The sequence below is a fragment of the Alkalinema pantanalense CENA528 genome, from assembly GCF_050753345.1.
Classification (GTDB): domain Bacteria; phylum Cyanobacteriota; class Cyanobacteriia; order Leptolyngbyales; family Leptolyngbyaceae; genus Alkalinema; species Alkalinema pantanalense.
Genome location: NZ_JBLZFX010000043.1, coordinates 1 through 24137, shown reverse-complemented (window position 1 = coordinate 24137; position 24137 = coordinate 1). Strand labels below are relative to the sequence as shown.

Genomic DNA, 24137 nt, shown 5'->3' with positions numbered 1-24137 from the left:
TTTTCTCAGATGAATCTCCTGTTTAGGTTTAAAGTTCGCCCCTCAAGAGGTTATGCAGAAAAACAGGTAAGCATTCGTGTAACAAGTTTTTTTAAGGTTTGAGTGGATAGGAAAGGCCCTCAAAGCGAATAAATTGATGTGGAATTGAGGTGGTGAACAATTGGAGCTTGCCTAGGAGCAGATTGATACAGGCGGCGGCGGATTATCAGCCGATATTTTGCCGATCGTAGATGGTAGACTCTGTCTGAGTTGTTCGGTTTAGCGATTCTGCTATGCAGAGGCTTCTCCATTGGATTCACTGGGGGTTGCTGATGTCGGTGCCGGGTTCTGATTGGTGATACGTGGGCATGATGATGCACGATCGGGCGTTGGGGCCAGTGAAATCGAGCAGTTTTCCCTAGGGGGTGAGGATCCCCCCTAGCCCCCGCGCTACGCGCCGCTAACGCTAGAAATAAAGGGGGAACAGGAGAAAGTGGGAGGAAATTGGAGGAGAGTTGGTAAAATCTCTACTTTTAGTCTGATTCTCTCAAAGTCCCCTTTTGTAGCTATGCTTCCCGCAGGGTAGGGGGATTTAGGGGGGCAAACACCCGAGATCGACGTTACGACTAATGCTGCAAGAAATACGCGACTAACGTAAAGCTGAAAAATCAAAAATTCTCTCAAAGTCCCCCTTCAACAGGGGGATCTAGGGGTATCGAACACGCACGATCGACGTTAAAAAGAATGCTGCAAGCAATATGTGACTAACGTAAAATTGAATATTGATAATATGAGCTGAAAAATCAAAAATTCTCTCAAAGCCTCCCTTATTAAGTGGGATTTAGAAGGATGAAACACCCGCGATCGGGGAAGGAGAAATCGCTTTGAACATTTGAGCCAATTCAGGACGGCGATCCATTCAGCCCAATTGGACGTAATCCCTAACGTTCACATAAAGTTGGAATACCCCCTGTAAACGCCATGCTTGTTCCATCTATGGAATTCTCATCACCCCAGCCCCAACCCACCGCCCCCGATGTTCTAGATCGCACTCTTCATCAATTAACGCAACACAAACAGGATTGGTTAAACATCTCGATCTCCCAACGGATTACTTACCTTAAGCAATGCCTAGCCACCCTCGATCGCATTGCCGAATCCTGGGCCACCGCCTCCTGCCAAGCCAAAGGACTCGACCCCAACGCCGCGATCGCCGGAGAAGAATGGATTGCTGGCCCCCTTGGAACCGCCATGGGCCTTCGATCGCTGATCACCACCCTGCAAACTTGGCAATCCGGCCAACCCCGATCGCCCTGCCTGCGCCAATACCAAGGCCAAGCGATCGCCCAAGTCTTCCCAGAAAACTCCATGGAACGCTTGCTGCTGCTGGGCTATCGTGGCGAAGTCTGGCTAGACCCCGATCGTCCCCCCAGCCAAGGCAAAATCTATCGGCAACCCTCCACCCCCGAACAATTAGGTAGCCAAACCCCATCAGACAACCGGCCCCCAGCCAGCGGCCAACTCTGCTTAGTTCTCGGCGCAGGTAACCTCTCCTGCATCGCCCCCCTCGACGCCATCCATCAACTCTTTGCCGAAAACCATACCGTCCTGCTGAAAATGAACCCGGTCAACGCCTACATCGGGCCATTTCTAGAGCAGGTCTTCGCCCCCCTCATTACCGATGGTTTCCTCGCGATCGTCTACGGCGGCGCAGAAACCGGAGCCTACCTCTGCCAACACCCCGCGATCGACACCATCCACATCACCGGGTCCGAAACCACCCACGACAAAATTGTTTGGGGCGAACACCCCGAACAGCAAAAAGCCACAGGTCAACCCAAACTCAACAAACCCATCTCCTCCGAACTCGGCGGCGTCACCCCCATCCTGGTCGTTCCCGGTCACTGGTCGCGATCGGATCTGCAATTTCAAGCGCGACACATCGCCAGCATGGTCGCCCACAATGGCAGCTTTGATTGCGTCGCAGGCAAAGTCCTCGTCCTCGCCCAAGACTGGCCCCAACGGGAAGAATTTTTAACCCTCCTCCACCAAACCCTCGCCCAAACCCCCACCCGCAAAGCCTACTACCCCGGTGCCCAAGCACGCCACCAAGCCTTCTGCGCCGCCTATCCCCAGCACCAAGTCCTCAGCGATCCAACCGCGCCGCAACCCCCCCCCGATCACCTACCCTGGACGATCTTGCCCAACATCCCCGCCCAAGCCGGAGAATATGCCCTGACCCAAGAAGCCTTCTGTGGCGTCCTCGCCGAAGTCACGATCGCCGCCCGCACCGCCGCCGAATTTCTCTCCGCCGCCGTGGACTTTGTCAATCACCATGTGGCAGGTAACCTGGGCTGCATGGTCTTAATTGACCCGCGTACCCAACGGCAATCCTCAGCGGAATTAGAAGCCGCGATCGCCACCCTCCAATACGGCGTCATTGGCATCAACGCTTGGGCCGGGGCAGCCTTTATCTTTGCAGGATTGGCCTGGGGCGCATTCCCCGGTAACTCCCTACACCAGATCCAGTCCGGCCAGGGCTTTGTCCACAATACTTATTTGTTGGATCATCCCCAAAAATCTGTGCTGAGACTGCCCTTTCGTCCCCTTGCCTTGCCCACCTGGTTCGTCGATCACCGCACCCTCAAAGCCACCGCTCAAGCCTTTCTGAAACTCACAGTGGATCCGAGTTGGTTGCGTTTTTTGCAAGTCGCGATCGTCGGATTGCAAGGCTAAATTCCTGTCCTAAGATTGTCCATCCCATGGGCAGACATCGCTTGCCCCCTGCCCTCAGTGCGATCGGGAATCAATTTCCCAAATCCTCAATTTCCGATGTTTAAGTATTGTTACCCCCTCATGATATGATCACCAGTGGTTTAGTTTTGCCACGAAAAAGCCGTGTGTACTGCATTCGAGCCGGATCTGGCGAACAATCGCAAACTTCAGTTTTACCATTTTTGCTATGGAGGAGACCCCTCAAACCAGTGTTGACGCGATCGCAGAATCTCCCATGGAAGAGGAACAGCAATCTTCCGGTTCTATGGACGAGTACTATGCCCTACAGCGTGAGCTAATCGTGACAACCCTTGTTCTTATGGGGATTATCTTTCCAGCGGTGTGGTTCTCTTATGGCTTGAATGTTGCTCTCAATTATTTGATGGGCGCATTTACAGGAGTCATTTATCTGAGGTTACTGGGTAAAAATGTCGAGAAGCTAGGTCAAGGAGCCAGCGCGGTCGGAAAATCGCAAATTGCGGTTTTTGTGGGCGTGATGATTATCGCCTCGCAGCTGAAGCAACTCAGTATCCTACCAATCTTTTTAGGGTTCCTGACGTACAAAGCAACCTTGATTATTTACACCCTGCGTATTCTCTTCGTTCCCGATCGTTCTGCGAATTCGTAACGAGTGATTGGTAACGATTTGGGATCATCCATCCCACAACCTTTGGGAAAAGCCGCTTGAACTGAGATGCTTAATTTCTTAGACACGCTCAATATTGCGCCCCTCGCCAGCTTGGAGGTGGGTCAGCATTTTTATTGGCATATCGGCAATCTCGAGGTTCACGGGCAGGTTTTCTTGACGACTTGGTTCGTCGCGGCATTGTTGATCATTGCCTCGTTGCTGGCGACTCGGAATATCCAAAAGGTGCCTAAAGGGGCGCAAAACCTGATGGAATATGCGCTGGAGTTTGTGCGTGATTTAGCTCGTAACCAGTTGGGTGAAAAAGAATATCGGCCTTGGGTGCCCTTTATTGGAACCCTGTTCCTATTCATTTTCGTAGCGAACTGGTCGGGTGCGCTGGTGCCCTGGAAGCTCATTAAGTTGCCGGAAGGTGAACTGGCTGCCCCCACGAACGACATCAACACCACAGTTGCTCTGGCATTATTGGTTTCGATCGCCTACTTCTATGCTGGCTTCAAGAAAAAAGGCTTGGGCTACTTTGGAAAGTACGTGCAACCAACTCCCGTCCTGCTCCCCATCGCAATCTTAGAAGACTTTACCAAACCCCTCTCCCTGAGCTTCCGTCTATTTGGAAACATCTTGGCGGATGAACTCGTTGTGGGTGTGCTGGTGCTTCTGGTGCCGTTGTTTGTACCTCTGCCGGTGATGCTGCTGGGACTGTTTACCAGTGCAATTCAGGCCTTGGTATTTGCAACCCTGGCTGGTGCTTACATTCATGAAGCACTGGAAGGGCACGGCGATGAGCATGAAGAGCATGCTTAAACCTGTTTATCCTTGATTGAATTTGATTTAATCAAGCGTTGAACCCCGGATTGATATGTCGATCCCTTAACGTGATACGCTGTATCGCGGCGCGTGATACTGTTCACGTTCATTTGACTTGAAATTGTCGTTTGTTTACGTTAAAGGTAAAGTCACCATGGATGTTTCTTCCGCTTCCGTTCTAGCTGCGGCTCTGGCAATCGGTTTGGCTGCGATCGGCCCTGGTATTGGTCAAGGTAATGCGTCTGGTAGCGCCGTTGAAGGGATTGCTCGTCAGCCTGAAGCTGAAGGCAAAATTCGCGGTACCCTGCTGCTGACCCTGGCGTTCATGGAGTCCCTGACCATCTACGGTCTGGTGATCGCGCTTGTACTGCTGTTCGCAAACCCCTTCAGATAAGGTTTGAGTTTGGTTGTGGGGTGGGTCATGGTCGAAGGAGTTTCTCTCAGTAAGCCCGTGACCCATTGCCCATGTCTTGCAGTCCTAGCCCACGAGCCAATCAATCATGTTTGATTTTGATGCGACACTGCCGCTGATGGCAGTTCAATTTATTCTCCTGATGGTGATCCTGAACGCCATCTTCTTCAAACCCTTGACCAAGGTGGTTGAAGACCGTGCGGAGCTGATCCGTACCAGTCAAACAGGCGCAAAGGAAGGGTTAGAGAAGGTCAACGCCATTACTCAACAATACGAGAAGGAGTTGGCAGATAGCCGTCGTCAGTATCAAGCAATCATTGCAAAGGCGCAAGCTGAAGCACAAAAGATTGCAGATGATCAAATTGCGGCTGCCCAGGCTGAAGCGATCGCCCAACGAGAACAAGCCACGAAGGCGCTAGATGCTGAAAAGGCGACTGCAATGGCAGCGCTGGAACAGCAAGTTGATGCCCTGAGCCAAGAGATTCTAAACAAGCTTTTAGTTGGAGTGTAGTGATAGAAATTCGGATCTGAAATTCAGAAAGCGCTCTTGATTCTGGTTTTTAGATTGTTTTGTCTATTTCTACGAAATGTTTTCGGCGCAGTTGTGAGTTGGTGTCATGGATATTTTTTTACAACTCGCCAGTGGGGCTTCTTTGATAGCCTCAGAAATGGCGGAAGCGGCTGAGGGAGGCTTTGGTTTCAATTTCGATATTATTGAAGCCAATTTAGTCAACCTCGCCATTGTGATCGGTATATTGGTTTATTTTGGTCGTGGTTTCTTAAGCAAAACCCTGGGTGAACGCTCATCGGCGATCGAACAAGCCCTTTCCGAAGCAGAACGGCGTCGTGCGGAAACCGCGAAGTTACTGGCTGCGGAACAGGAAAAGCTCAAGAATGCCCAAGCAGAAGCAGCGGCAATTGTGGCCAAGGCAGAAGGCGATGCCCAACGGGCGCGGGAAGCCATTTTGGCCAACGCAGCCGAAGAAGTGGCTCGTATGAAGCAAGAAGCCGCAGCCAACTTCAGTGTTGAGCAAGCTCGTATTCTCAATGAATTACGGGTGCGCATTGCTGAGATGGCTATGCAGCAGGCAGAAGCTCAGTTGCCCGGTCGGTTGAATGACGATGCCCAACAACGGTTGGTCGATCGCAGTATTGCACTCTTAGGAGGTCAGTAAATGAAAGGTGGTCTGCTGACTTCTAAAGTGTACGAACCCTACGCCCAAGCTCTGCTATCCCTGGGTCAATCGAATAATTTGGTTGGTGACATCAGTAACGATATCAACCTGATTTTAGAAACCATCACAGATGCGGACGAATTGGCTCAGTTCTTTGAAAACCCCTTTATCAAAGATGAAGCTAAAAAGGGCGTTGTTGCTAGCCTGTTTGGCGGCAAGATCAATCCCTTTACGCAGAATTTTCTGCAAGTGCTGATCGATCGACGTCGCATTGCCTTTTTGGCTGGCATCTGCAAGGAATTTCAGGCTCTGGTTCGTAAGTTGAATCAAGCCGTACTGGCAGAAGTCACCTCTGCGGTTGAACTCAATGATGGTCAAAAGCAAGCGATTCGCGATCGGGTAATCGCGATGACTGGTGCTCGCCAGGTCGATATGGCAACCACCGTTGATAGCAGCCTAATTGGTGGTGTCATCATCAAGGTGGGTTCCCAAGTCATTGATGCAAGCCTACGGGGACAACTGCGCCGAATTTCCTACCGCCTTGCCGGTGCGAATTAGTTGAACCAAAGCCTGCATTGAACCAAAGCCTGCGTTCGATACCCGCAACGCTTTTCTTGTAAGTCTTCCCTCATCCGTAACGTTGTAAAGAGAGCAATCCCATGGCAGCGATTAGACCTGACGAAATTAGTAGCATTATTCGCCAACAGATCGAGCAGTACAACCAAGACGTAAAGGTTTCCAACGTCGGTACCGTACTGCAAGTGGGTGATGGTATCGCCCGCGTCTATGGTTTGGAACAGGCAATGGCCGGAGAACTGCTGGAGTTTGAAGATGGCTCCGTTGGTATCTCCTTCAACTTGGAAGAAGATAACGTCGGGGTGGTGTTGATGAGCGATGGCCGCTCCATCTCCGAAGGTTCCACGGTGACCGCCACCGGTCGGATTGCCCAGATTCCTGTGGGTGATGCCATGATTGGCCGTGTGGTCGATTCCCTGGCCCGCCCGATCGACGGTAAAGGTGACATCGCCACCAATGAATCCCGCCTGATTGAATCCATGGCTCCTGGGATCATCGCCCGGAAGTCCGTGTGTGAACCGATGCAAACCGGAATTACTGCGATCGACTCCATGATCCCCATCGGTCGGGGCCAGCGGGAACTGATCATCGGTGACCGTCAAACCGGGAAAACTTCCGTGGCTGTGGACACCATCCTGAACCAGAAAGGTGAAGATGTGGTTTGCGTCTACGTTGCCGTGGGTCAAAAGGCTTCCACCGTCGCGAACGTGGTGCAAGTGCTGCAAGAGCGCGGTGCTATGGAATACACGATCGTCGTGGCTGCTAACGCCAACGATCCCGCCTCTCTACAATTCCTGGCTCCCTACACCGGTGCAGCCCTAGCTGAGTACTTTATGTACAAGGGCAAAGCGACCTTGGTGGTCTATGATGACCTGTCCAAGCAAGCTCAGGCCTACCGTCAAATGTCGCTGTTGCTGCGTCGTCCGCCCGGTCGTGAAGCTTATCCTGGGGATGTGTTCTATCTCCACAGCCGTTTGCTGGAGCGGGCTGCAAAACTCAGCGATGCGCTGGGTGGTGGTAGCATGACAGCACTGCCGATCGTCGAAACCCAAGCCGGTGACGTTTCTGCATACATTCCCACCAACGTTATTTCCATTACCGACGGTCAGATCTTCCTCTCCACTGACCTGTTTAACTCCGGTCTCCGTCCGGCGGTGAACGCAGGGATCTCCGTATCTCGGGTTGGTTCCGCTGCTCAAACCAAGGCCATGAAGAAGGTTGCTGGTAAGGTGAAGCTGGAACTGGCTCAGTTTGCAGAATTGGAAGCATTTGCTCAGTTCGCGTCTGACTTGGATAAAGCCACCCAAAACCAATTGGCTCGTGGTAAGCGCCTTCGGGAAATCCTCAAGCAGCCTCAGTTCAGCCCACTGCTGCTGAACGAGCAGGTTGCCATCATCTACGCTGGGATTAACGGCTACTTGGATGACTTGGCGGCTGAGAAAGTGGTGGACTTCAACAAGGGTCTGCGCGAGTACCTGAAGACCAGCAAGCCCCGCTATGTGGAAATCGTTCAAGGCAACAAAGTCCTGGATGATGAAGCTGAAGCGCTGCTGAAGGAAGGCATCGCTGAGTTCAAGAAGAACTTCGCCGCTTAAGTTAAGTCACTTAAGTCAAATCAGTGAGGTTTATGTCGGGTGAACGATCGTTCACCCGATTAGAGGAACAAAAAGATGCCAAACCTAAAAGCCATTCGTGACCGGATTCAGTCGGTCAAAAACACCAAAAAAATTACGGAAGCTATGCGCTTGGTGGCAGCGGCCAAGGTTCGTCGCGCCCAAGAGCAAGTGACGGCCACTCGTCCCTTTGCCGATCGTTTGGCCCAGGTACTGCACGGTCTGCAAAGCCGCTTGAAGTTTGAAGAAGCCAATTTGCCGCTGCTGAAAAAACGTCAAGTGCAGTCCGTTGGTCTATTGGTTATTTCCGGAGATCGCGGTCTTTGCGGCGGTTACAACGCTAATGTGATCAAACGGGCAGAGCAACGGGCGAAGGAACTGCAAGCTCAAGGCGTTTCTGTGCGGATGTTTGTAGTGGGTCGGAAAGCGACTCAATACTTCCAGCGCCGGGATTATACGATCGATGCCAACTACACTGGCTTAGAACAAATCCCCACCGCCAAAGAAGCTGCTGAAATTGCGGATGCTATTCTGTCGTCCTTCCTGTCGGAAAATGTCGATCGGGTTGAGTTGATCTACACCAAGTTTGTGTCGTTGATTAGCTCTCGTCCGGTGGTACAAACCTTGCTACCCCTAGATGCTCAAGGTCTGGAAGTGCAGGATGATGAAATCTTCCGTCTCACCGTACGCGGGGGAGACTTCCAAGTAGAACGGGAAAAGGTCACAACACCTTTGCAGAACTTGCCTCAGGATATGATTTTTGAGCAAGATCCTGTGCAAATTTTGGATGCTTTGTTGCCGTTGTATCTGAATAATCAACTTCTGCGGGCACTGCAAGAAGCGGCTGCTAGTGAATTGGCAGCTCGGATGACTGCAATGAATAACGCGAGCGACAACGCTAAGAGCTTGATTGGTACCTTGACGCTGTCTTACAACAAAGCTCGTCAAGCTGCAATTACCCAAGAGCTGTTGGAAGTGGTGGCTGGAGCCAGCGCTCTCAACTAATTGGATTAAGCGAATTGGGCTGAATACATTTGATATTCCAGATGCCATTCAGACAATCGTTTGACAGGTACATTTTTAATCTTCTGGTGAGGACTCAACAAAGCTGTTGAGTCCTTTTTGTTAGCTTGATTTTTATGCACGTGACGGGAGTTCGATGAATTTGGGGTGCGGCGCGATCGTCGGGGGCTGTTACGCAGTGAAGATCGGGGAACTTCTCCCCGTCCCCCTGCAATGTCATACTCTATTCCCCCGACACCCAAGGGATGTGTGAGGGACTATTTCGCTTGTCGAACGCACGTTTTTGATTAGCCTCTTTGGGTGTGCTTAGCGATCGACTTGATTCGCTAATTTGGGCAAGCGCAAAGCTGCAATCAACGCAGGGGTTCCACCAATCCAGCCAATGACAAGCCAGCGTTGCCAGGATTGACCTTTTTGAACTGCGATCGCTGCCGCAACCGTACCGATCACAAGATGTAAAATTCCTGCGATCGCAATTATCCAACCGGAATGATTCAGAAAAGCGGCCTGTAAATCCGTCAAGAAATCAGTCATTTGAAGGAGAGTCAAGTACATGGGCAAACGGTTCTCTCTATGCTATCCTGACTCCGTTCTGTTCACTAACAGGCAGGAGCAAGATCGATGCCCAAGTACCGTACTTCACAAAACTCGGATCATTCATCTTTGCCCTCTCCCATCGCTCAGAGTACGCCTACTCCCCCACAGATTGAACAACCATCCCTCTTTTCCGCCAAGGAACTGGCAGGTACCTACCTCACCCAACGATCTCAGACCTTAGAAATGGATGCGACTGCTCTGACAGACTGGAAACAGCGCATCCTGGAGTATCAAACAGCAGTCGAGATTATCCCCGCGATTGCCCAAGGATCTCTATTTGACTTTGGCCTCTCGACACCGCCTAGTCAAACAACCGATCCCGATCGGCTCAATCCCTTTGAGCTTCCGCAACAAAATACGCAATTCTGGCGCTGGAAAGCAGAAGATTTAGGTGTTTCAGCGTTGTACTTTGTATTTGACTACACATTACCTATCCTGTTGTATGTGGGTGAAACTGTGAAATCCAATCAGCGATGGAAAGGCGAACATGACTGCAAACGCTATTTACTACACTACCAACAAGCTCATTACAACAATAATTTACCAACCCAATTAGGCATTGCTTTCTGGCAGGATGCTCCTCAGCAAGCTCGATCGCGCCAGAAAATGGAGTCTACCCTAATCTACAAATGGAGATCGCCCTTCAACAAAGAAAACTGGGCTTTTTGGGGCACTCCCTTTGTCGAGCATAAATAGTTCGTCAATAGTTCTTCGAGCATAATCCGCAGAGCATCAATCAGTTGGAAAGCGCAGAGCACCCATGAAAACATTGCAGACTCAAATTCTAGTCGTCGGTGGAGGAACCGGGGGCACCGCAGCCGCCATCCAAGCTGCCCGCCGGGGTGCTCAGGTGATTCTGGTGAGTGAATTTGAGTGGTTAGGGGGCATGTTAACCAGTGCAGGCGTCACCGCTCCCGATGGGAATGAGTTGCAGGCTTGGCAAACCGGCATTTGGGGACAATTTCTGCGGGAATTGCAAACACGGCAACCTGAAGGCTTAGATCATGCCTGGGTCAGCTTCTTTACCTACGAAGCTCGCATCGGCGCAGAAATTTTTGCCGATTGGGTTAAGGCACTGCCAAACTTAACTTGGATTACTAGACAAACCCCGATCGCGGTTCTCCGCACGGGCGATCGCATCACTGGCGTGCAATTCCAGGATTATCAAATTACCGCGCAAATCACGATCGACGGTACGGAATTAGGGGATTTACTGGCCTTGGGTGCCATTCCCCATCGCTGGGGCTGGGAACTGCACCAGGACTTTCAGGAACCCAGCGCCCCTGCGGAAATGGCTGACTGGATGCAGCGCTATCCGGTGCAAGCGCCCACTTGGGTCGTGGTGATGCAGGACTATGGAGAAGATCAATCAGCCCCAGCGATTCCTATTCCGCCCAACTACAATCCAGCCCCCTTTACCAAAGCGTGGGAACAGTACGGCGGCGAGAAATTTTTGAACTACGGTCGCCTGCCGGGAAATCGCTTCATGATTAACTGGCCGATTCACGGCAATGACTACGGTGAAGGTTTAGAGCGGCTTTTAGGCAATACAACCGCTCGCCAAGCGTTTTTCCAAGCAGCCTATAACCATAGTTGGGCCTTTGCCTACTTTATTCAACAAACCCTCGGTCAGCGTTATGGGCTTGCTGAAGGCACGTTTCCCCCGTCCCTTCCAACCTCCGTCGATCGCAATTCCGCCTTTGCCCTCCATCCCTATTTCCGGGAAAGTCGGCGGCTGCAAGGTATGGTAACGGTACGGGAACAAGATATTCTACCGATCGCCCGAGGCCAAGTTGCGGCGTTACCCATGCAGGTCTGTGCCGAAGGCTGTGCCAATGTAGATAGTCTTTGTACCGCCATCGCGATCGGGAACTACGCCAACGATCATCACTATCCCAGTGGCGATATTCCCCTTAAGCCTAAATCCATCCAATGGGGCGGACGCTGGACAGGTACCCCGTTCACCATTCCCTACGGTGCTCTAGTTCCCCAGACGATCGATGGATTTCTAGTCTGTGAGAAAAATATTTCTGTCACCCACATGGCCAATGGAGCCACCCGCCTGCAACCTTTAGTGTTGGGAATTGGACAGGCCGCAGGCATGGCCGCTGCATTGTGTGTAGAACTGGATTGTGTACCCAGAAATCTACCCATTCGGACGTTACAAAATGCCCTACTAACGGATGCCCAAGCGCCTGCTGCGGTCATTCCTCTCTTTAATGTCCCCCTACAACATCCTGATTGGTTAACCTGGCAAACCTATTATCTCGATCGTCCTGATGCCTATCCCAATAGCGGCTATGCACCGGCAACCCCTTTACTCCTCGATCGTGGCAAAGGTGAAAGTTGGATCGGTATTTTCACGCAGAGCGGATCACACACCTACCATTTTCAAGTCGGTGAGCACGATTATCAACTCGTGACGCTTCTCGCCGAAGTTAACGCTCTCCTTAATCAATTGATTCCCGGTCAATCCCTACAAGTCTGGGGAGAGAAGAACCTAGCTGGGCAATGGATTCGGGTTCAAGCGATCGAATCAGTCCTGTGACTTTAAAAACACTTCTCTAGAAAAATAAAAATATGATTTCGTTGTTGAGGGCGATCGAAGCAGAAAATGTTCATCATTTCTGAAATCTTTTCCTGATCTGTCTACGGAGACTTTGTATGAGTGATTAGATACATACCAAGACAGACCAAGCTTATGCGCTCTCAATTTTCAATTGGACTCACCGGTGTCCTTTTAATAACAGCAACGGTGCTAACCGGTACGATGGTTTCTGTAAGTGCTTTAGGCTCCAGCGATATTATGGCCCATCGGGGCAGTGGTCGCATTGAAGAAGTTGCCTACCGTGGTAGTGGTCGCATTGAAGCTCCTAGCTATCGGGGAAGCGGTCGTATAGAAGTTGCTTACCGTGGCAGTGGTCGCATTGAAGAAGTTGCCCATCGGGGCAGTGGTCGTATGGAAGCTCCTAACTATCGGGGGAGTGGACGGGTCGAAGTTGCCCATCGGGGCAGTGGTCGTGTAGAAATTGTCTAAGGAGAAAGTTGGCAATTCCTCTAGACCACTTCTACCCCGTCAGCCTCGATCGTGCAGAGTTTGAGAAACTTCTTGATAACTGGATACAGCCTACTGTAAGTTTCTGCCGTGATGAGGTTTAGGTCTCGGATGTAAGACGACTGAATCAGTCAGTCGATATCAGTTATTCCTAATTACTGAGCTCGATCGTTGCTCTCAAGACTGCTATGCAACGAGTTCTGCGATCTCGCACAAAGTTTTATTTTTGAGCACACTTCATTGCGATGCGTTCTTCTAATTCATAGCCACCTCACTCATAGCAAAAAAGTGTCAAAGCGATGATGCATAGGCCGACAAAACCCTTTTCCCACTCCAGGAAATGCGTTTTCCTATCATTTTTTCCCATTCAGCCTAGATGAATGTTACGAACCTGACATAAGTGGGTATGCTAAGGGGATACGCCGAGTAAAAGGATGTTAAAGTCTCCATCAAGGTAAAAGATGGAAACACAGCCAGTTGCTAGTATAAGTTGAGTTCTGTTTCAACTCTACGGATTGCAAAATCGGTGGTATAGTTTGTCCATTATCTTTTCAGATGATGGACTGAGTCCTCGGCTCGATTGGTTAACCTGGTAAATCTGTTACGTTGTAGATGCTGACCTATGACTAAAGACCTCGATCTGATCAAACTACTTAGTCCAAGTGCGATGGATCAGATCATGCTGTACCTAGCATTCAGTGCGATGCGTACCGGTGGCCATCGCCACGGGGCATTTTTGGATGCGGCGGCAACGGCGGCCAAATGTGCGATCTACATGACTTACTTGGAGCAAGATGGCAATCTCCGGATGACGGGGCATCTGCACCATATTGAGCCAAAGCGAGTTAAAGCGATCGTTGAAGAAGTCGGTCAAGCGTTAACGGAAGGCAAACTCTTGAAAATGCTAGGTTCCCAGGAACCTCGCTACCTGATCCAGTTACCCTACGTCTGGATGGAGAATTTCCCTTGGCAACCCGGTCGGTCACGGATTTCTTCCAGTAGTCTGACTTCAGACGAGAAGAAGCATCTAGAGCAAAAGTTACCGCCTCATTTGCCGGATGCACAGCTGATCAACTCATTTCAGTTTTTAGAATTAATCGAATACCTGCATTCTCGATCGCAGGAAGAATTGCCTCGGGAACAACGGATGCCCTTAAGTGAAGCCTTGGCAGAACATATCAAGCGGCGTTTGCTCTATTCCGGCACCGTGACTCGCATTGAGTCACCTTGGGGAATGCCCTTCTATGCCTTAACCCGCGCGTCCTATTCCCCCGATGACGAGGAAGAAAGAACCTATGTCATGGTGGAAGATACCGCACGTTTTTTCCGGCTATTGAAGGGTTGGGCCGATCGGCAACCTCGGTATATGCGGGTCTTGGAAGCGTTGGATATTCCGCCGGAAAAGGTTGATCGTGCCCTAGAAGAACTAGATGAAATTATTCGGCAGTGGGCCGATCGCTACCATCAAGATGGGGGCAATCCTTTTATCGTTCAGATGGCCTTAGGTGTTCGAGAAGACTAGCCCTGTACTAGCCTTTGACACCGCTGCCTGCATCGGTTGGCACGATATATTTTTGCATCACCAAAAAGAACGCCAGAATCGGCGCGATTGAAAGTACCGATCCTGCTGCAATGAGGCGGAAGTCGCTATCGGTGAGTCCATTTAACTTGGCCACGCCTAATGGCAACGTCGCCATCTCGGGTCGATCGGTGATGATTAATGGCCAGAGAAAATCGCCCCAAGCGCCAATAAATACAAAAATCGCAAGTGTGGTTAAAGCCGGTCGCACGGACGGCAGCATGACATTCCACCAAATTCCCAATTCTGAGCAGCCATCCATTCGAGCAGCTTCCTCCAATTCCTTTGGAACCCCTTGAAACGCTTGCCGCAACAGAAAAATCCCAAAGGCCGAGGCGATCGAAGGGAAAATAATGCCTAGATAGGTATTTTGCAAATGTAGCTGATTCGATAAAACAAACAACGGAATCATCACGATCTGAAATGGGATGAGAATCGTTGCGACTATCGCGGCAAAGATTGCTTTCTGTCCCTTAAAGGTTAACCGAGCTAAAGGATAGGCCGCAAGGGAGCAAAACAGTAGATTTAATCCTACGGTTAAGACTGAAACAATGATGCTATTGATGAAATAGCGGCTGAAGGGAGTATTGGGATCTACGTTCCAGGCTTTGACAAAGTTGACGAGGGTGGGCTGCTGGGGAATGAACTGTGGCGGAAACTGAAAGAGATCCTCCGTGGGAGATTTTAAAGACGTGCTAATCAGCCAAATTAGAGGAATCAGCATCAGTAACGCGATCGCGCCTAATAAGAGATAGGTTACGATCGTTTTCCAAGGCAGTTTAGGCATAGGTCACGGCAGAACAAGTTGAGTGATTCTCTTGAGTAACGGTATTGGGCGATGGAGCAGTCGTTATTTAGTAGCTACGATCGCAAGATTCCAGGCCATCCGTTTCATCAAAGGAAGTTTCTTAATAAACTTATCCAAGCGTTCCAGGAAGCTATAGACCGGCTTGAGACGATCCTGCTCGATGATAATCTTCTTCCAGTAGCGTTCTTGATTGGGATTGACTTTTTCAATCAGGTAAAACTGCAAAAAGATCCAGAGCGTTGCGATCCAAAAGGTATCAAACTTCGTGGCCGAAAACAGTTGACGCACATCTCGCACAATGTTGATATGCAATGGCATTTCATCTTCTGTTCGCACTTCCGTTGCCATTTTTCGATAGACATTAATCACAGGATTATGTCTTAAGGGATCCCAAAAGCACATCTTTCCCCCCGGTTTCAGCACTCGATGAATTTCTCGAATGGTTTGTAGGGGATCGGGAATGTGGTGCAACAGGTTCGCAGCGTAGACAATATCAAACGTGTTATCCGGATAGTCGATCGCCATGGCATTAATCACCCGACCCTCTACCTGAACACCATTTTTCTCAGCCAGCTTCAGCGCCACTTCCACCATGCCAGGGGAATAATCCGACGCCACGCAATGCGCGCCTAAGTTCGCAAAATACACACTGTTTTCCCCTGCCCCGCAGCCCAGATCAAGGAGTAACTTCCCGCGTACGTCGCCTAAATGCTTCAGAATAAAGCGATTTTCCGGAGCAGTACAGGCTTCAAAGTAGTCCGCGACCCGGATGCCATCCACATCGATCGTGCTCGCCCATTGGTCGTGGAATTGCTGTTCGCGCTGGAGAAGATCGTCTTGCATAGTGGTTCGAAATAGGGATTGCGAGATAGGGATTGCGGAACAAGGGTGGCAAAACCTTGCTTTATTATGCCGGGATGGGACTACTTCCCAACAAAAGAATACCCCCTAGAGATAATCTAAGGGGCGATCGTCGATGAATTAGACCATGGCAGAATCTAGGCGTTTCTTACCGCAGCGCGCCCAACGGAACTAGACGCTAGCTGCTTCCAGACCCGCTTCCCGTTGAGCATTGGTTTTGTGCATATCCCCCGCTTGCAAGACGCTATACAGCCGATTCAGGGCATTCATATAAGCCTGGGCTGACGCAACGATGATATCCGTATTGGCCGATCGACCGGAGAAAATCCGATCCTCGTACTTCAGGCGAATCGTCACTTCCCCGATCGCGTCAATGCCTGCTGTCACCGATTGCACCGAAAACTCAATCAACTGGTTCGGCACATTCACGACCCGATTAATGGCCTTATAAACCGCATCCACTGGGCCAGTTCCGGTCGCCGCATCCATCAGTTCCGTCCCATCGGGGTTGCGGACTTTCACCGTTGCGGTGGGTTGGGCATTGCTGCCACAGGACACCTGCACCATTTCCAGGCGGAACATTTCCGGCGGTTGCTGGGTTTCATCATTAACGATCGACTCCAAATCCCAATCGGTGATTTCTTTCTTCTTATCCGCCAGTTCCTTGAAGCGGACAAAGGCTTTGTTCAACTCCTGATCGGCCAATTCGTAACCCAGTTCGCTCAAGCGAGTCCGGAAGGCGTTGCGGCCAGAGTGTTTGCCCAGAACGATTTGGTTATCCGTCAAGCCGATTAACTGAGCGTCCATGATTTCATAGGTCAGCTTATTTTTCAGGACGCCGTCTTGGTGGATGCCGGATTCGTGGGCAAAGGCATTAGCCCCTACGATCGCCTTGTTCGGCTGCACAAACATTCCCGTAGTATTGGAGACTAGACGGGAAGTTTTATAAATTTCGCGGGTATTGATATTGGTCAAGGATGCTTCGGAATCCACAGGCCGACCCAGGAAGGGATTGAAATATTGCCGCCGCACATGCAACGCCATCACCAATTCTTCCAATGCTGCATTACCCGCCCGCTCACCGATGCCGTTAATCGTGCATTCCAACTGACGCGCCCCATTTTTGACCGCTTCCAGGAAGTTGGCAACCGCTAAGCCGAGGTCGTTGTGACCGTGGACGGAAATGATTGCCCGATCGATGTTGCGGACATTTTCCTTAATCCCTTTAATCAGCGCGCCAAATTCCGCCGGAGTCGTATAACCCACGGTATCGGGAATATTAATCGTCGTTGCCCCAGCATCGATCACCGCTTCCAACACCGGATAGAGAAATTCAGGATCCGATCGGCCAGCATCTTCCGGGGAAAATTCCACATCATCCACAAAAGACTTGGCATAGGCCACCATTTCCGGCGCAATTTCCAAGACTTCCTGGCGGGTTTTGCGCAATTTATATTGCAGGTGAATGTCGGAGGTGGCAATGAAGGTGTGAATCCGGCGGTAACAAGCAGGGGCGATCGCTTCCGCAGCGGCCTTAATATCCCCTTGGGTCGCGCGGGCAAGGCTACAAATTACGGGGCCGTCTTCCGTCCCGACCGTTTGGGCAATTTTATTAACCGCTTCAAAGTCCCCCGGACTGGCAAAGGCAAACCCCGCTTCAATCACGTCCACGCCAAGTCGAGCCAGTTGACGCGCGATCGCTAGTTTTTCGTCCACGTTCATCGTAGCGCCGGGAGACTGTTCGCCATCCCGCAAAGTGGTATCGAAAATAATGATGCGGTCAACATTCGGAGAAAATTTCATGGCTCGACTACTCGTTTAGATTTCATAGTGAACTTAAAGGTTGGGGTGGTCTCGTACAGCAACTCGCACTAAGCAACTCGCACTAAGCAACTTGTACCAGTCGAAGATGACCCCAAATACAAAAGCAACCTGCTAGCAATGGGTCATTGCGATCACAGGCTGCTTCTATTGTAATACGAGATCTTGAAGGTGTAATACAAGATTACATTGTAACTTATCCGTTCTTGGCCTGGGGTTTGCGAACCAGCGAGGCGATCGCGGGTTTTGCTTGGCTGAGGGCGGTTTGCCAAACCTGGTAGCCTTGTAAATTCAAGTGAATTCCATCGGTGCTCAATTGTTGCTGGAGATAACCATCCCGATCGACAAATTCGCGGTAAAGATCCAAAAAGGCTGCGCCTTGGCGAGTGGTGAGTTGTGCTAATTGCTGATTGAGGGTTTCGATGCGATCGTTGGGGATCATTGATGAGCGGGTCGGCAAAATGGATTGCACCACAATTTCTGCCTGGGGATGCTGGCGCTGGAGCCGCGCGATGATTTTGGCCAAATTTTGCAGAATTTCCCGATCACTCGCCCCCCGTTTTAAATCATTCACCCCCGCCATGACGTAAATGCGATCGGGGCGCGCTGTCGCAAAATCATCTAGCCGCTGCAAAATGCCTCGGGTGGTATCACCGGAAATGCCCTGATTGAGCCAAATATCCCGACTGGGCAAATAATCACTGGGGTACCACTGGCTGAGGGAATCCCCGACCATAACCATCAACGGTCGCTTGTCCTGCCGACGGGAAACAGCCCGTGCTTCCAGGCTGAGCAACCGTCGCCATTGTTGGTAGGTCGGCTGGCCCTGGGCCGATCGCCAAGCTTCATAAAAACTATCCACAGGCAACCGGGTATAGAGTCGCCCCTGGCGCAGGGAGGTTAAGCGTTGCCGATAGAGTTGAATGCCCGATCGTGGTGAGATCCGGGTTTGGGGGTTTGGGGCGATCGCGATTCTTTTCGAGGTCGTTTTGAGGGACGCGGTTTTTAGTTTGGCAGCAGTTGGGCCTTTGGGCGTCGCTTTGGTGGGCAGTCCCGAAGTAGATCTCATTGGAGAATCCGACGATCGCGAAAACTCAGGCTTTTGAGCCAACTCGTGCGGAACCCTAGGCTGAACGACAATTTTTTTCTGAGATGTGGGTCGAGGCGTTTGTCGGGAAGACTGGAGATAGGTAGACGGCGGCACGATCGGAGAATCCGTGCGTTGGCCGGGTGCTTGGCTTAGGCTAATTGCCAATAGACACAAATCACTCATCGCAACTCACTCATCAAAACCAGGATGTGACAAATACCCTTCTCTTATCCCAACTTTTGTCGCTTTTCAGGAAAAATTAGAATTTGAATAGAGCTTTCTATGGTGTTTGCCTGGGCTTCTGCAAATCCGTCCGTTATCTAGTCCAACCAACCGAAAAACTCTGCGAAACCGGATTGCAAAATTGCCACCCTATCTCGCATCCCTTTCCCACCAGTTACTTACATCTGACGATCGTTTTCGTGCAACGCTGTATCAACCACATTTGTTAAACGCTGTATCAATCACAACGAAATTGATAGATTCATTGCCTTGCCCAGCCCACATTCGCTGCGCTCTATGACTACTTATTTTTCCTGAGTCAGGCGATAAATCTGCTTCGTTAAACCCGTTACAGAATGTCAGTGCTTGCTGACACTATATCAATAGATTAAGCGTATCGAGAAATGAAGCCCCCTCTAGATTCGGTTCCGTTTTGGGTCCCCCTATGACCGCTCACGGTTCGGTTCGATCGCTCCGTCCCGATTCCGTTTGACCATCACGATTGACCCTAGCCCCCATTCATCCTAGCCATCACTGATTCCAGTCACGATTTACCCCAGTCATGATTTACCCCAGTCACGATTTATCCCAGTCACGATTTATCCCAGTCACGACTGACCGTTAAAACCTGTTGTCACGCTTTTGGTCTACCGCTGTGAAATTCGAAGATTACGATCCAGGCAATTTTTATGATGAATTGTTCGTTGCAAAAGGGCAACCTCGTCCTGAAGCGATTCCATTGATTCAGCGCATTGACTCCTTGCCGATGGAGGAACTGCAGCGTCGTCAAACCGCTGCCCAAATTACGCTGTTTAAAATGGGCGTCACCTTTAACGTCTACAGTGATAACCAGGGCACCGAGCGCATTTTCCCCTTTGACATGATTCCTCGCATCATTGCCATGGAGGACTGGAATTTTCTCGAACGAGGTTTAAAACAACGGATTTACGCCCTCAACTGTTTTTTACAAGATATCTACAGTGACCAAAAAATCATTCACGATGGCATTATTCCTCGGGAATTAATCGAATCTGCCAGTGGTTTTCATCCAGTTTGCATGGGTGTTAAGCCACCCGCAGGCATTTGGTGCCATATCACCGGAACCGATCTGGTGCGCGATCGGGATGGCCATTGGTTCGTTTTGGAAGATAACCTGCGCTGCCCTTCTGGGGTCTCCTATGTCTTGGAAAATCGCCGAGTGATGAAGAGCACCTTTCCTCAGGTATTTGAAAAGGTGAAAATCTGTCCTGTGGAGGAATATCCCGGTCAATTGCTGGAAACTTTGCTCAACCTAGTCCCTGAACACTTGCCCGATCCCACGGTGGCGTTGCTCACCCCAGGTATTTATAATTCAGCCTATTTTGAGCACTCCTTCCTCGCTCAGCAAATGGGGGTGGAATTGGTGGAAGGTCGGGATCTTGTTGTGGCCGATGGCTATTTGCAAATGCGAACCACGAAGGGACTGAAGCGTGTAGATGTACTCTATCGACGCTTAGATGATGACTTTATTGATCCCCAAGCCTTTCGCCCAGAGTCGCTGTTGGGCGTGCCGGGGCTCATGGAGGTTTATCGCAATGGACGCTTAGGATTGGCCAATGCGCTGGGAACCGGAGTTGCCGATGATAAGGTCATTTATGCCTTTGTGCCAGAGATGATCCGCTACTACCTGAACGAAGATCCCATTTTATCGAACGTCCCCACCTACCTCTGTTGGGAACCCAAACAGCAGCAACATGTGCTTGCCAATTTAGACAAGCTTGTGGTGAAAGCGGCCAACGAGTCTGGAGGATATGGCATGTTAGTGGGGCCCCATGCGACCCCCGCCGAACGCGAAGCCTTTGCTGAAAAAATTAAAGCCAATCCTCGCAATTACATTGCTCAGCCCACCCTCAGCCTTTCACGGGTGCCGACGTTGGTGGAGGACAGGTTTGAAGGCTGCCATGTGGATCTACGTCCCTACATTCTTTATGGCAAGGAGATTTATGTGAATCCGGGTGGCCTGACTCGAGTTGCGCTGAAAAAAGGTTCTCTGGTGGTTAATTCCTCTCAAGGGGGAGGTAGTAAGGATACTTGGGTGGTGTGTGATTAGGTAATCCCTAGACTAGGAGGGCTCAACCGTGGCTGGGGCGTCTGGGAGAGCTTCTGGGGGTGTGGCTTTAAGCTCAAGGTCGATTCCAGTCTAGAGCCCGACTAGTTAAATGAGAGGAATTTTATTAATTTTATTTAACTAAAGCAATATTGCTGGCGGATTGGGAATTCACCCCCTAAACTATCGTAGGGATGTGTTTAAGAAAACAGACAGTTCCCAGAAATGATATAACCCCTAGAAATCTACAAGTGGTTTTGACCGAGTGGTTTTGACCGAGTGGTTTTTAAGGATCGCTAGGGGTTTTAGTGCTTGGTTTGCCCGATCGTTTAATTCACTTCACTGATTAGTCAAATCCTATGTTAAGTCGCGTTGCAAATTCAATTTACTGGCTCAATCGCTACATTGAACGCACAGAAAATATTGCACGATTTATTGATGTGAATTTGAATCTAGTGCTAGATTCGCCTGCTGGCATGACTCAGCAGTGGGAACCGGTTATTGCGACGACTGGAGATGCCAAGTTATTTCGGGAGCGTTATGGTGAGGCCACGGAAGAAAATGTCATTCAATTTCTGACCTTCGATCGTGAATATTCCAACTCGATTTTGTCCTGTTTGCAGTTGGCGCGAGAAAATGCCCGATCGGTGCGCGAAATTATTTCTTCGGAAATGTGGCAACAGATCAATGCCTTCTATCATCTTGTGCAAGACACAGCAAAGGCTGGATCGGTGGCGGATTGGTTTGCCTTTTTTGAGGAAGTAAAATCGGCCAGCCATTTGTTTATTGGCATTGCTGATGCCACGATGACCCACAATGAAGGCTGGCATTTTGGGCAAATTGGTCGCTTCTTGGAACGGGCGGACAAAACTTCGCGGATTCTTGATGTGAAGTATTTCATTCTGCTGCCATCGCTGCGGGATGTGGGTTCTGCCTTAGATGAGTTGCAATGGATGGCGTTGCTCAAGTCAGCGAGTGCCTATGAAATGTACCGAAAGCGGGGTGCCCACCGTATTACGCCCACCTCCGTTGCGGAGTTTCTGCTGCTCGATCGCACCTTTCCCCGATCGATTCGCTATTGTGTGCAACAGGCGGAGCGATCGCTCCAGGAAATTACCGGAACCCCGCGTGGCACCTGGAATAGTCCTGTGGAACGCACTTTAGGGAAACTACGGGCGGATTTAGATTACCTCGTGATTGATGAAGTGATTGATTCTGGGTTGCATGAATTTCTAGATAGTATCCAGTCACGCACCAATGCCGTGGACACCAGCATTTACGAAACCTTTTTTGCGTTGCAGCCAGTGTAGAAAGTTGCAGCCAGTGTAGCAAGTTGCAGTTGGCCTAGACAAGGGTGATCTATAGGATAGGAATCGCCAATCTTAATGTGAGTTTGATATGTGAGTTCGATGAATTCATGGTACGGATCGAATGTCGGGACTGCGGCGCAGCAGCGATCGGAGACCGTCTTCCCTCAAGGCAGTTTTCTCTGGCATGGCGTTAGGGCAACTGCCTTGCCTGCTGCTGTCAGGGGACTCTACTCCCCCGGCACTCCAGGGAATTCTGCGTCCAAGCAGGGGGGATTTGTGTAAGGACAATTTTGCTGGTCGAACTCACGTCACGTCATCTGACTCACCCTGTCCTTAGGTGAGCAACAGGTGAGCAACTCTTAACCAATCTGTCAACGATCGGATTGTTTAACCGATCGCTACGGTTAGCTGTGGCCTAGGTGTTCAGCGAATGAATTGCCGGAAAACAGCAACTCATTGCGATCGGGTTCTGAGCAATACGCTGATCGGCTTGGATAATCTCGTACTATCCTAGAGCTTGCTGGTTTCCTCTCTTCACACCACCATGCACTACAGAATTTCTCATACGACTGTCTACAATTACAGTCAACCAGTGACCTTGCAGCCCCATCTGCTGAGGCTGCGACCGCGATCGGATAGTTGGCAAACGTTGCAGAGCTTTGCCATCACCGTCACGCCGGAACCACAAGCCCAGTCCTACATCACCGATCTGGATGGCAATGGACTCATCAAACTGTGGTTCGATCCAATGCAAGCGGTGCAACAGTTGACGATCGCAATCCAGTCCCACGTAGAAACCCATCAGGCCAATCCCTTTGTTTACTTGTTGGAACCCTGGGCGATCGAACTGCCCTTTGACTACCCCAAATCCCTCTGGAGCCAATTGCAGCCCTATTTGGGACGGGCTGAAGGCCAAGCAAGTCTCGATCCCGTCGCGGTAGAACTTGCCCAGGAAATTGATGAAACGAGCAATGGGAAGATTGTCCAGTTTCTCAATGAACTGAATCAGCGAATCTACACGGAATGCCAATACACCATTCGCGAAACAGGGCATCCCTTTGCCGCAGGGGTGACGTGGCGGGAAAAGAAAGGCTCCTGCCGAGATTTCGCGGTGCTGTTCATGGAAGTTTGCCGATCGGTCGGTTTGGCCGCACGCTTTGTCAGTGGTTACCAAGAAGGGGATCCAGATTCTAACGATCGCCATCTCCATGCTTGGGCGGAGGTTTATCTGCCCGGTGCGGGCTGGCGGGGCTATGATCCCACCCATGGCTTGGTTGTGAGCGATCGGCACATCGCCTTGGTAGCCAGTGCCCTGCCGGCCTATACTTCTCCAGTGGCGGGACGGGTTCATTGTGCGGGGGGCGTTCAGTCTGAGTTGACCTACCAATTGAAGATTGACGTAGCCGAGACCGCCCAGGGATTTGCAATGTAAAGAATGTTGAGGCTTAGAGGGTTGCGATGCTGATAGGACTGCAAGACTAAAGATTGGCTAGCCTATTTGCTAGCCTATAAAGTGCTATAACTTCAACCATCTACAGCGCCAGTACACACACGCCAATACACACACGCCAATAGACCTCCTGCATGAATAGTGGAGTGATGTGCCAGTTAGAGCAGGAGGTAGGAGAATAAGAATGTTGCCCTCAACATTTCTGTGGAGAGAAGATGAGCTACCAAGACCTTGAGTCGCTGTCGGATGGTG

General features: G+C 50.5%; 22 protein-coding genes. 17 read left to right on the top strand and 5 right to left on the bottom strand.

Annotated features, from left to right (window positions below):
• Nucleotides 1-960 precede the first annotated feature (960 nt).
• From ACN4EG_RS15145 to ACN4EG_RS15105, 9 genes are all read left to right on the top strand, one after another.
• Nucleotides 961-2715 (top strand): aldehyde dehydrogenase family protein, encoded by a 1755-nt coding sequence (locus ACN4EG_RS15145; protein WP_431630631.1) that lies wholly within the window; start codon nucleotides 961-963, stop codon nucleotides 2713-2715.
• A gap of 226 nt (nucleotides 2716-2941) precedes the next feature.
• On the top strand, nucleotides 2942-3382 hold the full coding sequence (locus ACN4EG_RS15140; RefSeq protein ID WP_431630629.1) for an ATP synthase subunit I: 441 nt from the start codon (nucleotides 2942-2944) through the stop codon (nucleotides 3380-3382).
• Nucleotides 3383-3448: 66 nt separating this feature from the next.
• Nucleotides 3449-4204: a F0F1 ATP synthase subunit A gene (atpB, locus tag ACN4EG_RS15135; protein ID WP_190571777.1), complete on the top strand. Its 756-nt coding sequence runs from the start codon at nucleotides 3449-3451 to the stop codon at nucleotides 4202-4204.
• A gap of 157 nt (nucleotides 4205-4361) precedes the next feature.
• Nucleotides 4362-4601: an ATP synthase F0 subunit C gene (gene atpE, locus ACN4EG_RS15130; RefSeq protein ID WP_190571775.1), complete on the top strand. Its 240-nt coding sequence runs from the start codon at nucleotides 4362-4364 to the stop codon at nucleotides 4599-4601.
• 106 nt (nucleotides 4602-4707) lie between these two features.
• A complete protein-coding gene (locus tag ACN4EG_RS15125) occupies nucleotides 4708-5130 on the top strand; it encodes a F0F1 ATP synthase subunit B' (RefSeq protein WP_431630628.1) in 423 nt (140 codons plus the stop codon).
• Between the two features lie 106 nt (nucleotides 5131-5236).
• A complete protein-coding gene (locus ACN4EG_RS15120; protein ID WP_431630626.1) occupies nucleotides 5237-5794 on the top strand; it encodes a F0F1 ATP synthase subunit B in 558 nt (185 codons plus the stop codon).
• The gene (gene atpH, locus ACN4EG_RS15115) at nucleotides 5795-6352 is read left to right on the top strand and encodes an ATP synthase F1 subunit delta (protein WP_431630625.1); all 558 of its coding nucleotides are present in this window, start codon (nucleotides 5795-5797) and stop codon (nucleotides 6350-6352) included.
• Between the two features lie 101 nt (nucleotides 6353-6453).
• Nucleotides 6454-7965 carry a F0F1 ATP synthase subunit alpha gene (gene atpA / locus ACN4EG_RS15110; RefSeq protein ID WP_431630623.1) on the top strand — a complete coding sequence of 504 codons (1512 nt, stop codon included), beginning with the start codon at nucleotides 6454-6456 and terminating at the stop codon, nucleotides 7963-7965.
• A 75-nt stretch (nucleotides 7966-8040) separates the two neighbouring features.
• Nucleotides 8041-8988 carry a F0F1 ATP synthase subunit gamma gene (locus tag ACN4EG_RS15105; RefSeq protein ID WP_431630622.1) on the top strand — a complete coding sequence of 316 codons (948 nt, stop codon included), beginning with the start codon at nucleotides 8041-8043 and terminating at the stop codon, nucleotides 8986-8988.
• A 324-nt stretch (nucleotides 8989-9312) separates the two neighbouring features.
• Here the strand turns inward: ACN4EG_RS15105 and ACN4EG_RS15100 are convergent, their stop codons facing one another.
• A complete protein-coding gene (locus ACN4EG_RS15100) occupies nucleotides 9313-9540 on the bottom strand; it encodes a hypothetical protein (RefSeq protein WP_431630620.1) in 228 nt (75 codons plus the stop codon).
• Nucleotides 9541-9627: 87 nt separating this feature from the next.
• Between ACN4EG_RS15100 and ACN4EG_RS15095 the strand changes: the two genes are divergently transcribed.
• From ACN4EG_RS15095 to hetR, 4 genes are all read left to right on the top strand, one after another.
• Nucleotides 9628-10299 (top strand): GIY-YIG nuclease family protein, encoded by a 672-nt coding sequence (locus ACN4EG_RS15095; protein WP_431630619.1) that lies wholly within the window; start codon nucleotides 9628-9630, stop codon nucleotides 10297-10299.
• A gap of 64 nt (nucleotides 10300-10363) precedes the next feature.
• Complete coding sequence (locus ACN4EG_RS15090) at nucleotides 10364-12151, top strand: FAD-dependent oxidoreductase (protein ID WP_431630618.1); 1788 nt, start codon at nucleotides 10364-10366, stop codon at nucleotides 12149-12151.
• Between the two features lie 222 nt (nucleotides 12152-12373).
• Nucleotides 12374-12640: a hypothetical protein gene (locus tag ACN4EG_RS15085; RefSeq protein ID WP_431630617.1), complete on the top strand. Its 267-nt coding sequence runs from the start codon at nucleotides 12374-12376 to the stop codon at nucleotides 12638-12640.
• 640 nt (nucleotides 12641-13280) lie between these two features.
• On the top strand, nucleotides 13281-14180 hold the full coding sequence (hetR, locus tag ACN4EG_RS15080; RefSeq protein WP_431630616.1) for a heterocyst differentiation master regulator HetR: 900 nt from the start codon (nucleotides 13281-13283) through the stop codon (nucleotides 14178-14180).
• A 7-nt stretch (nucleotides 14181-14187) separates the two neighbouring features.
• On the opposite strand, the gene ACN4EG_RS15075 is transcribed toward hetR, so the two are convergent.
• From ACN4EG_RS15075 to ACN4EG_RS15060, 4 genes are all read right to left on the bottom strand, one after another.
• Nucleotides 14188-15024, bottom strand: coding sequence for a carbohydrate ABC transporter permease (locus tag ACN4EG_RS15075; RefSeq protein WP_431630615.1), 837 nt, complete (start codon nucleotides 15022-15024; stop codon nucleotides 14188-14190).
• 63 nt (nucleotides 15025-15087) lie between these two features.
• A complete protein-coding gene (locus ACN4EG_RS15070; protein WP_431630614.1) occupies nucleotides 15088-15888 on the bottom strand; it encodes a class I SAM-dependent methyltransferase in 801 nt (266 codons plus the stop codon).
• A 189-nt stretch (nucleotides 15889-16077) separates the two neighbouring features.
• Nucleotides 16078-17709: a 2-isopropylmalate synthase gene (locus ACN4EG_RS15065; RefSeq protein WP_431630613.1), complete on the bottom strand. Its 1632-nt coding sequence runs from the start codon at nucleotides 17707-17709 to the stop codon at nucleotides 16078-16080.
• A 214-nt stretch (nucleotides 17710-17923) separates the two neighbouring features.
• Nucleotides 17924-19000 (bottom strand): GDSL-type esterase/lipase family protein, encoded by a 1077-nt coding sequence (locus ACN4EG_RS15060; protein WP_431630612.1) that lies wholly within the window; start codon nucleotides 18998-19000, stop codon nucleotides 17924-17926.
• A gap of 694 nt (nucleotides 19001-19694) precedes the next feature.
• Between ACN4EG_RS15060 and ACN4EG_RS15055 the strand changes: the two genes are divergently transcribed.
• The 4 genes from ACN4EG_RS15055 (at nucleotide 19695) to ACN4EG_RS15040 (ending at nucleotide 23867) form a co-directional block, all read left to right on the top strand.
• Entirely contained in the window at nucleotides 19695-21128 is a 1434-nt protein-coding gene (locus ACN4EG_RS15055) for a circularly permuted type 2 ATP-grasp protein (protein WP_431630611.1), read from the top strand.
• A gap of 356 nt (nucleotides 21129-21484) precedes the next feature.
• Nucleotides 21485-22435 (top strand): alpha-E domain-containing protein, encoded by a 951-nt coding sequence (locus tag ACN4EG_RS15050; RefSeq protein WP_431630610.1) that lies wholly within the window; start codon nucleotides 21485-21487, stop codon nucleotides 22433-22435.
• Nucleotides 22436-22534: 99 nt separating this feature from the next.
• Nucleotides 22535-22717, top strand: a complete 183-nt coding sequence (locus ACN4EG_RS15045) for a hypothetical protein (RefSeq protein ID WP_431630608.1) — start codon at nucleotides 22535-22537, stop codon at nucleotides 22715-22717.
• 262 nt (nucleotides 22718-22979) lie between these two features.
• Nucleotides 22980-23867 carry a transglutaminase family protein gene (locus tag ACN4EG_RS15040; protein ID WP_431630607.1) on the top strand — a complete coding sequence of 296 codons (888 nt, stop codon included), beginning with the start codon at nucleotides 22980-22982 and terminating at the stop codon, nucleotides 23865-23867.
• Nucleotides 23868-24137: the final 270 nt, after the last annotated feature.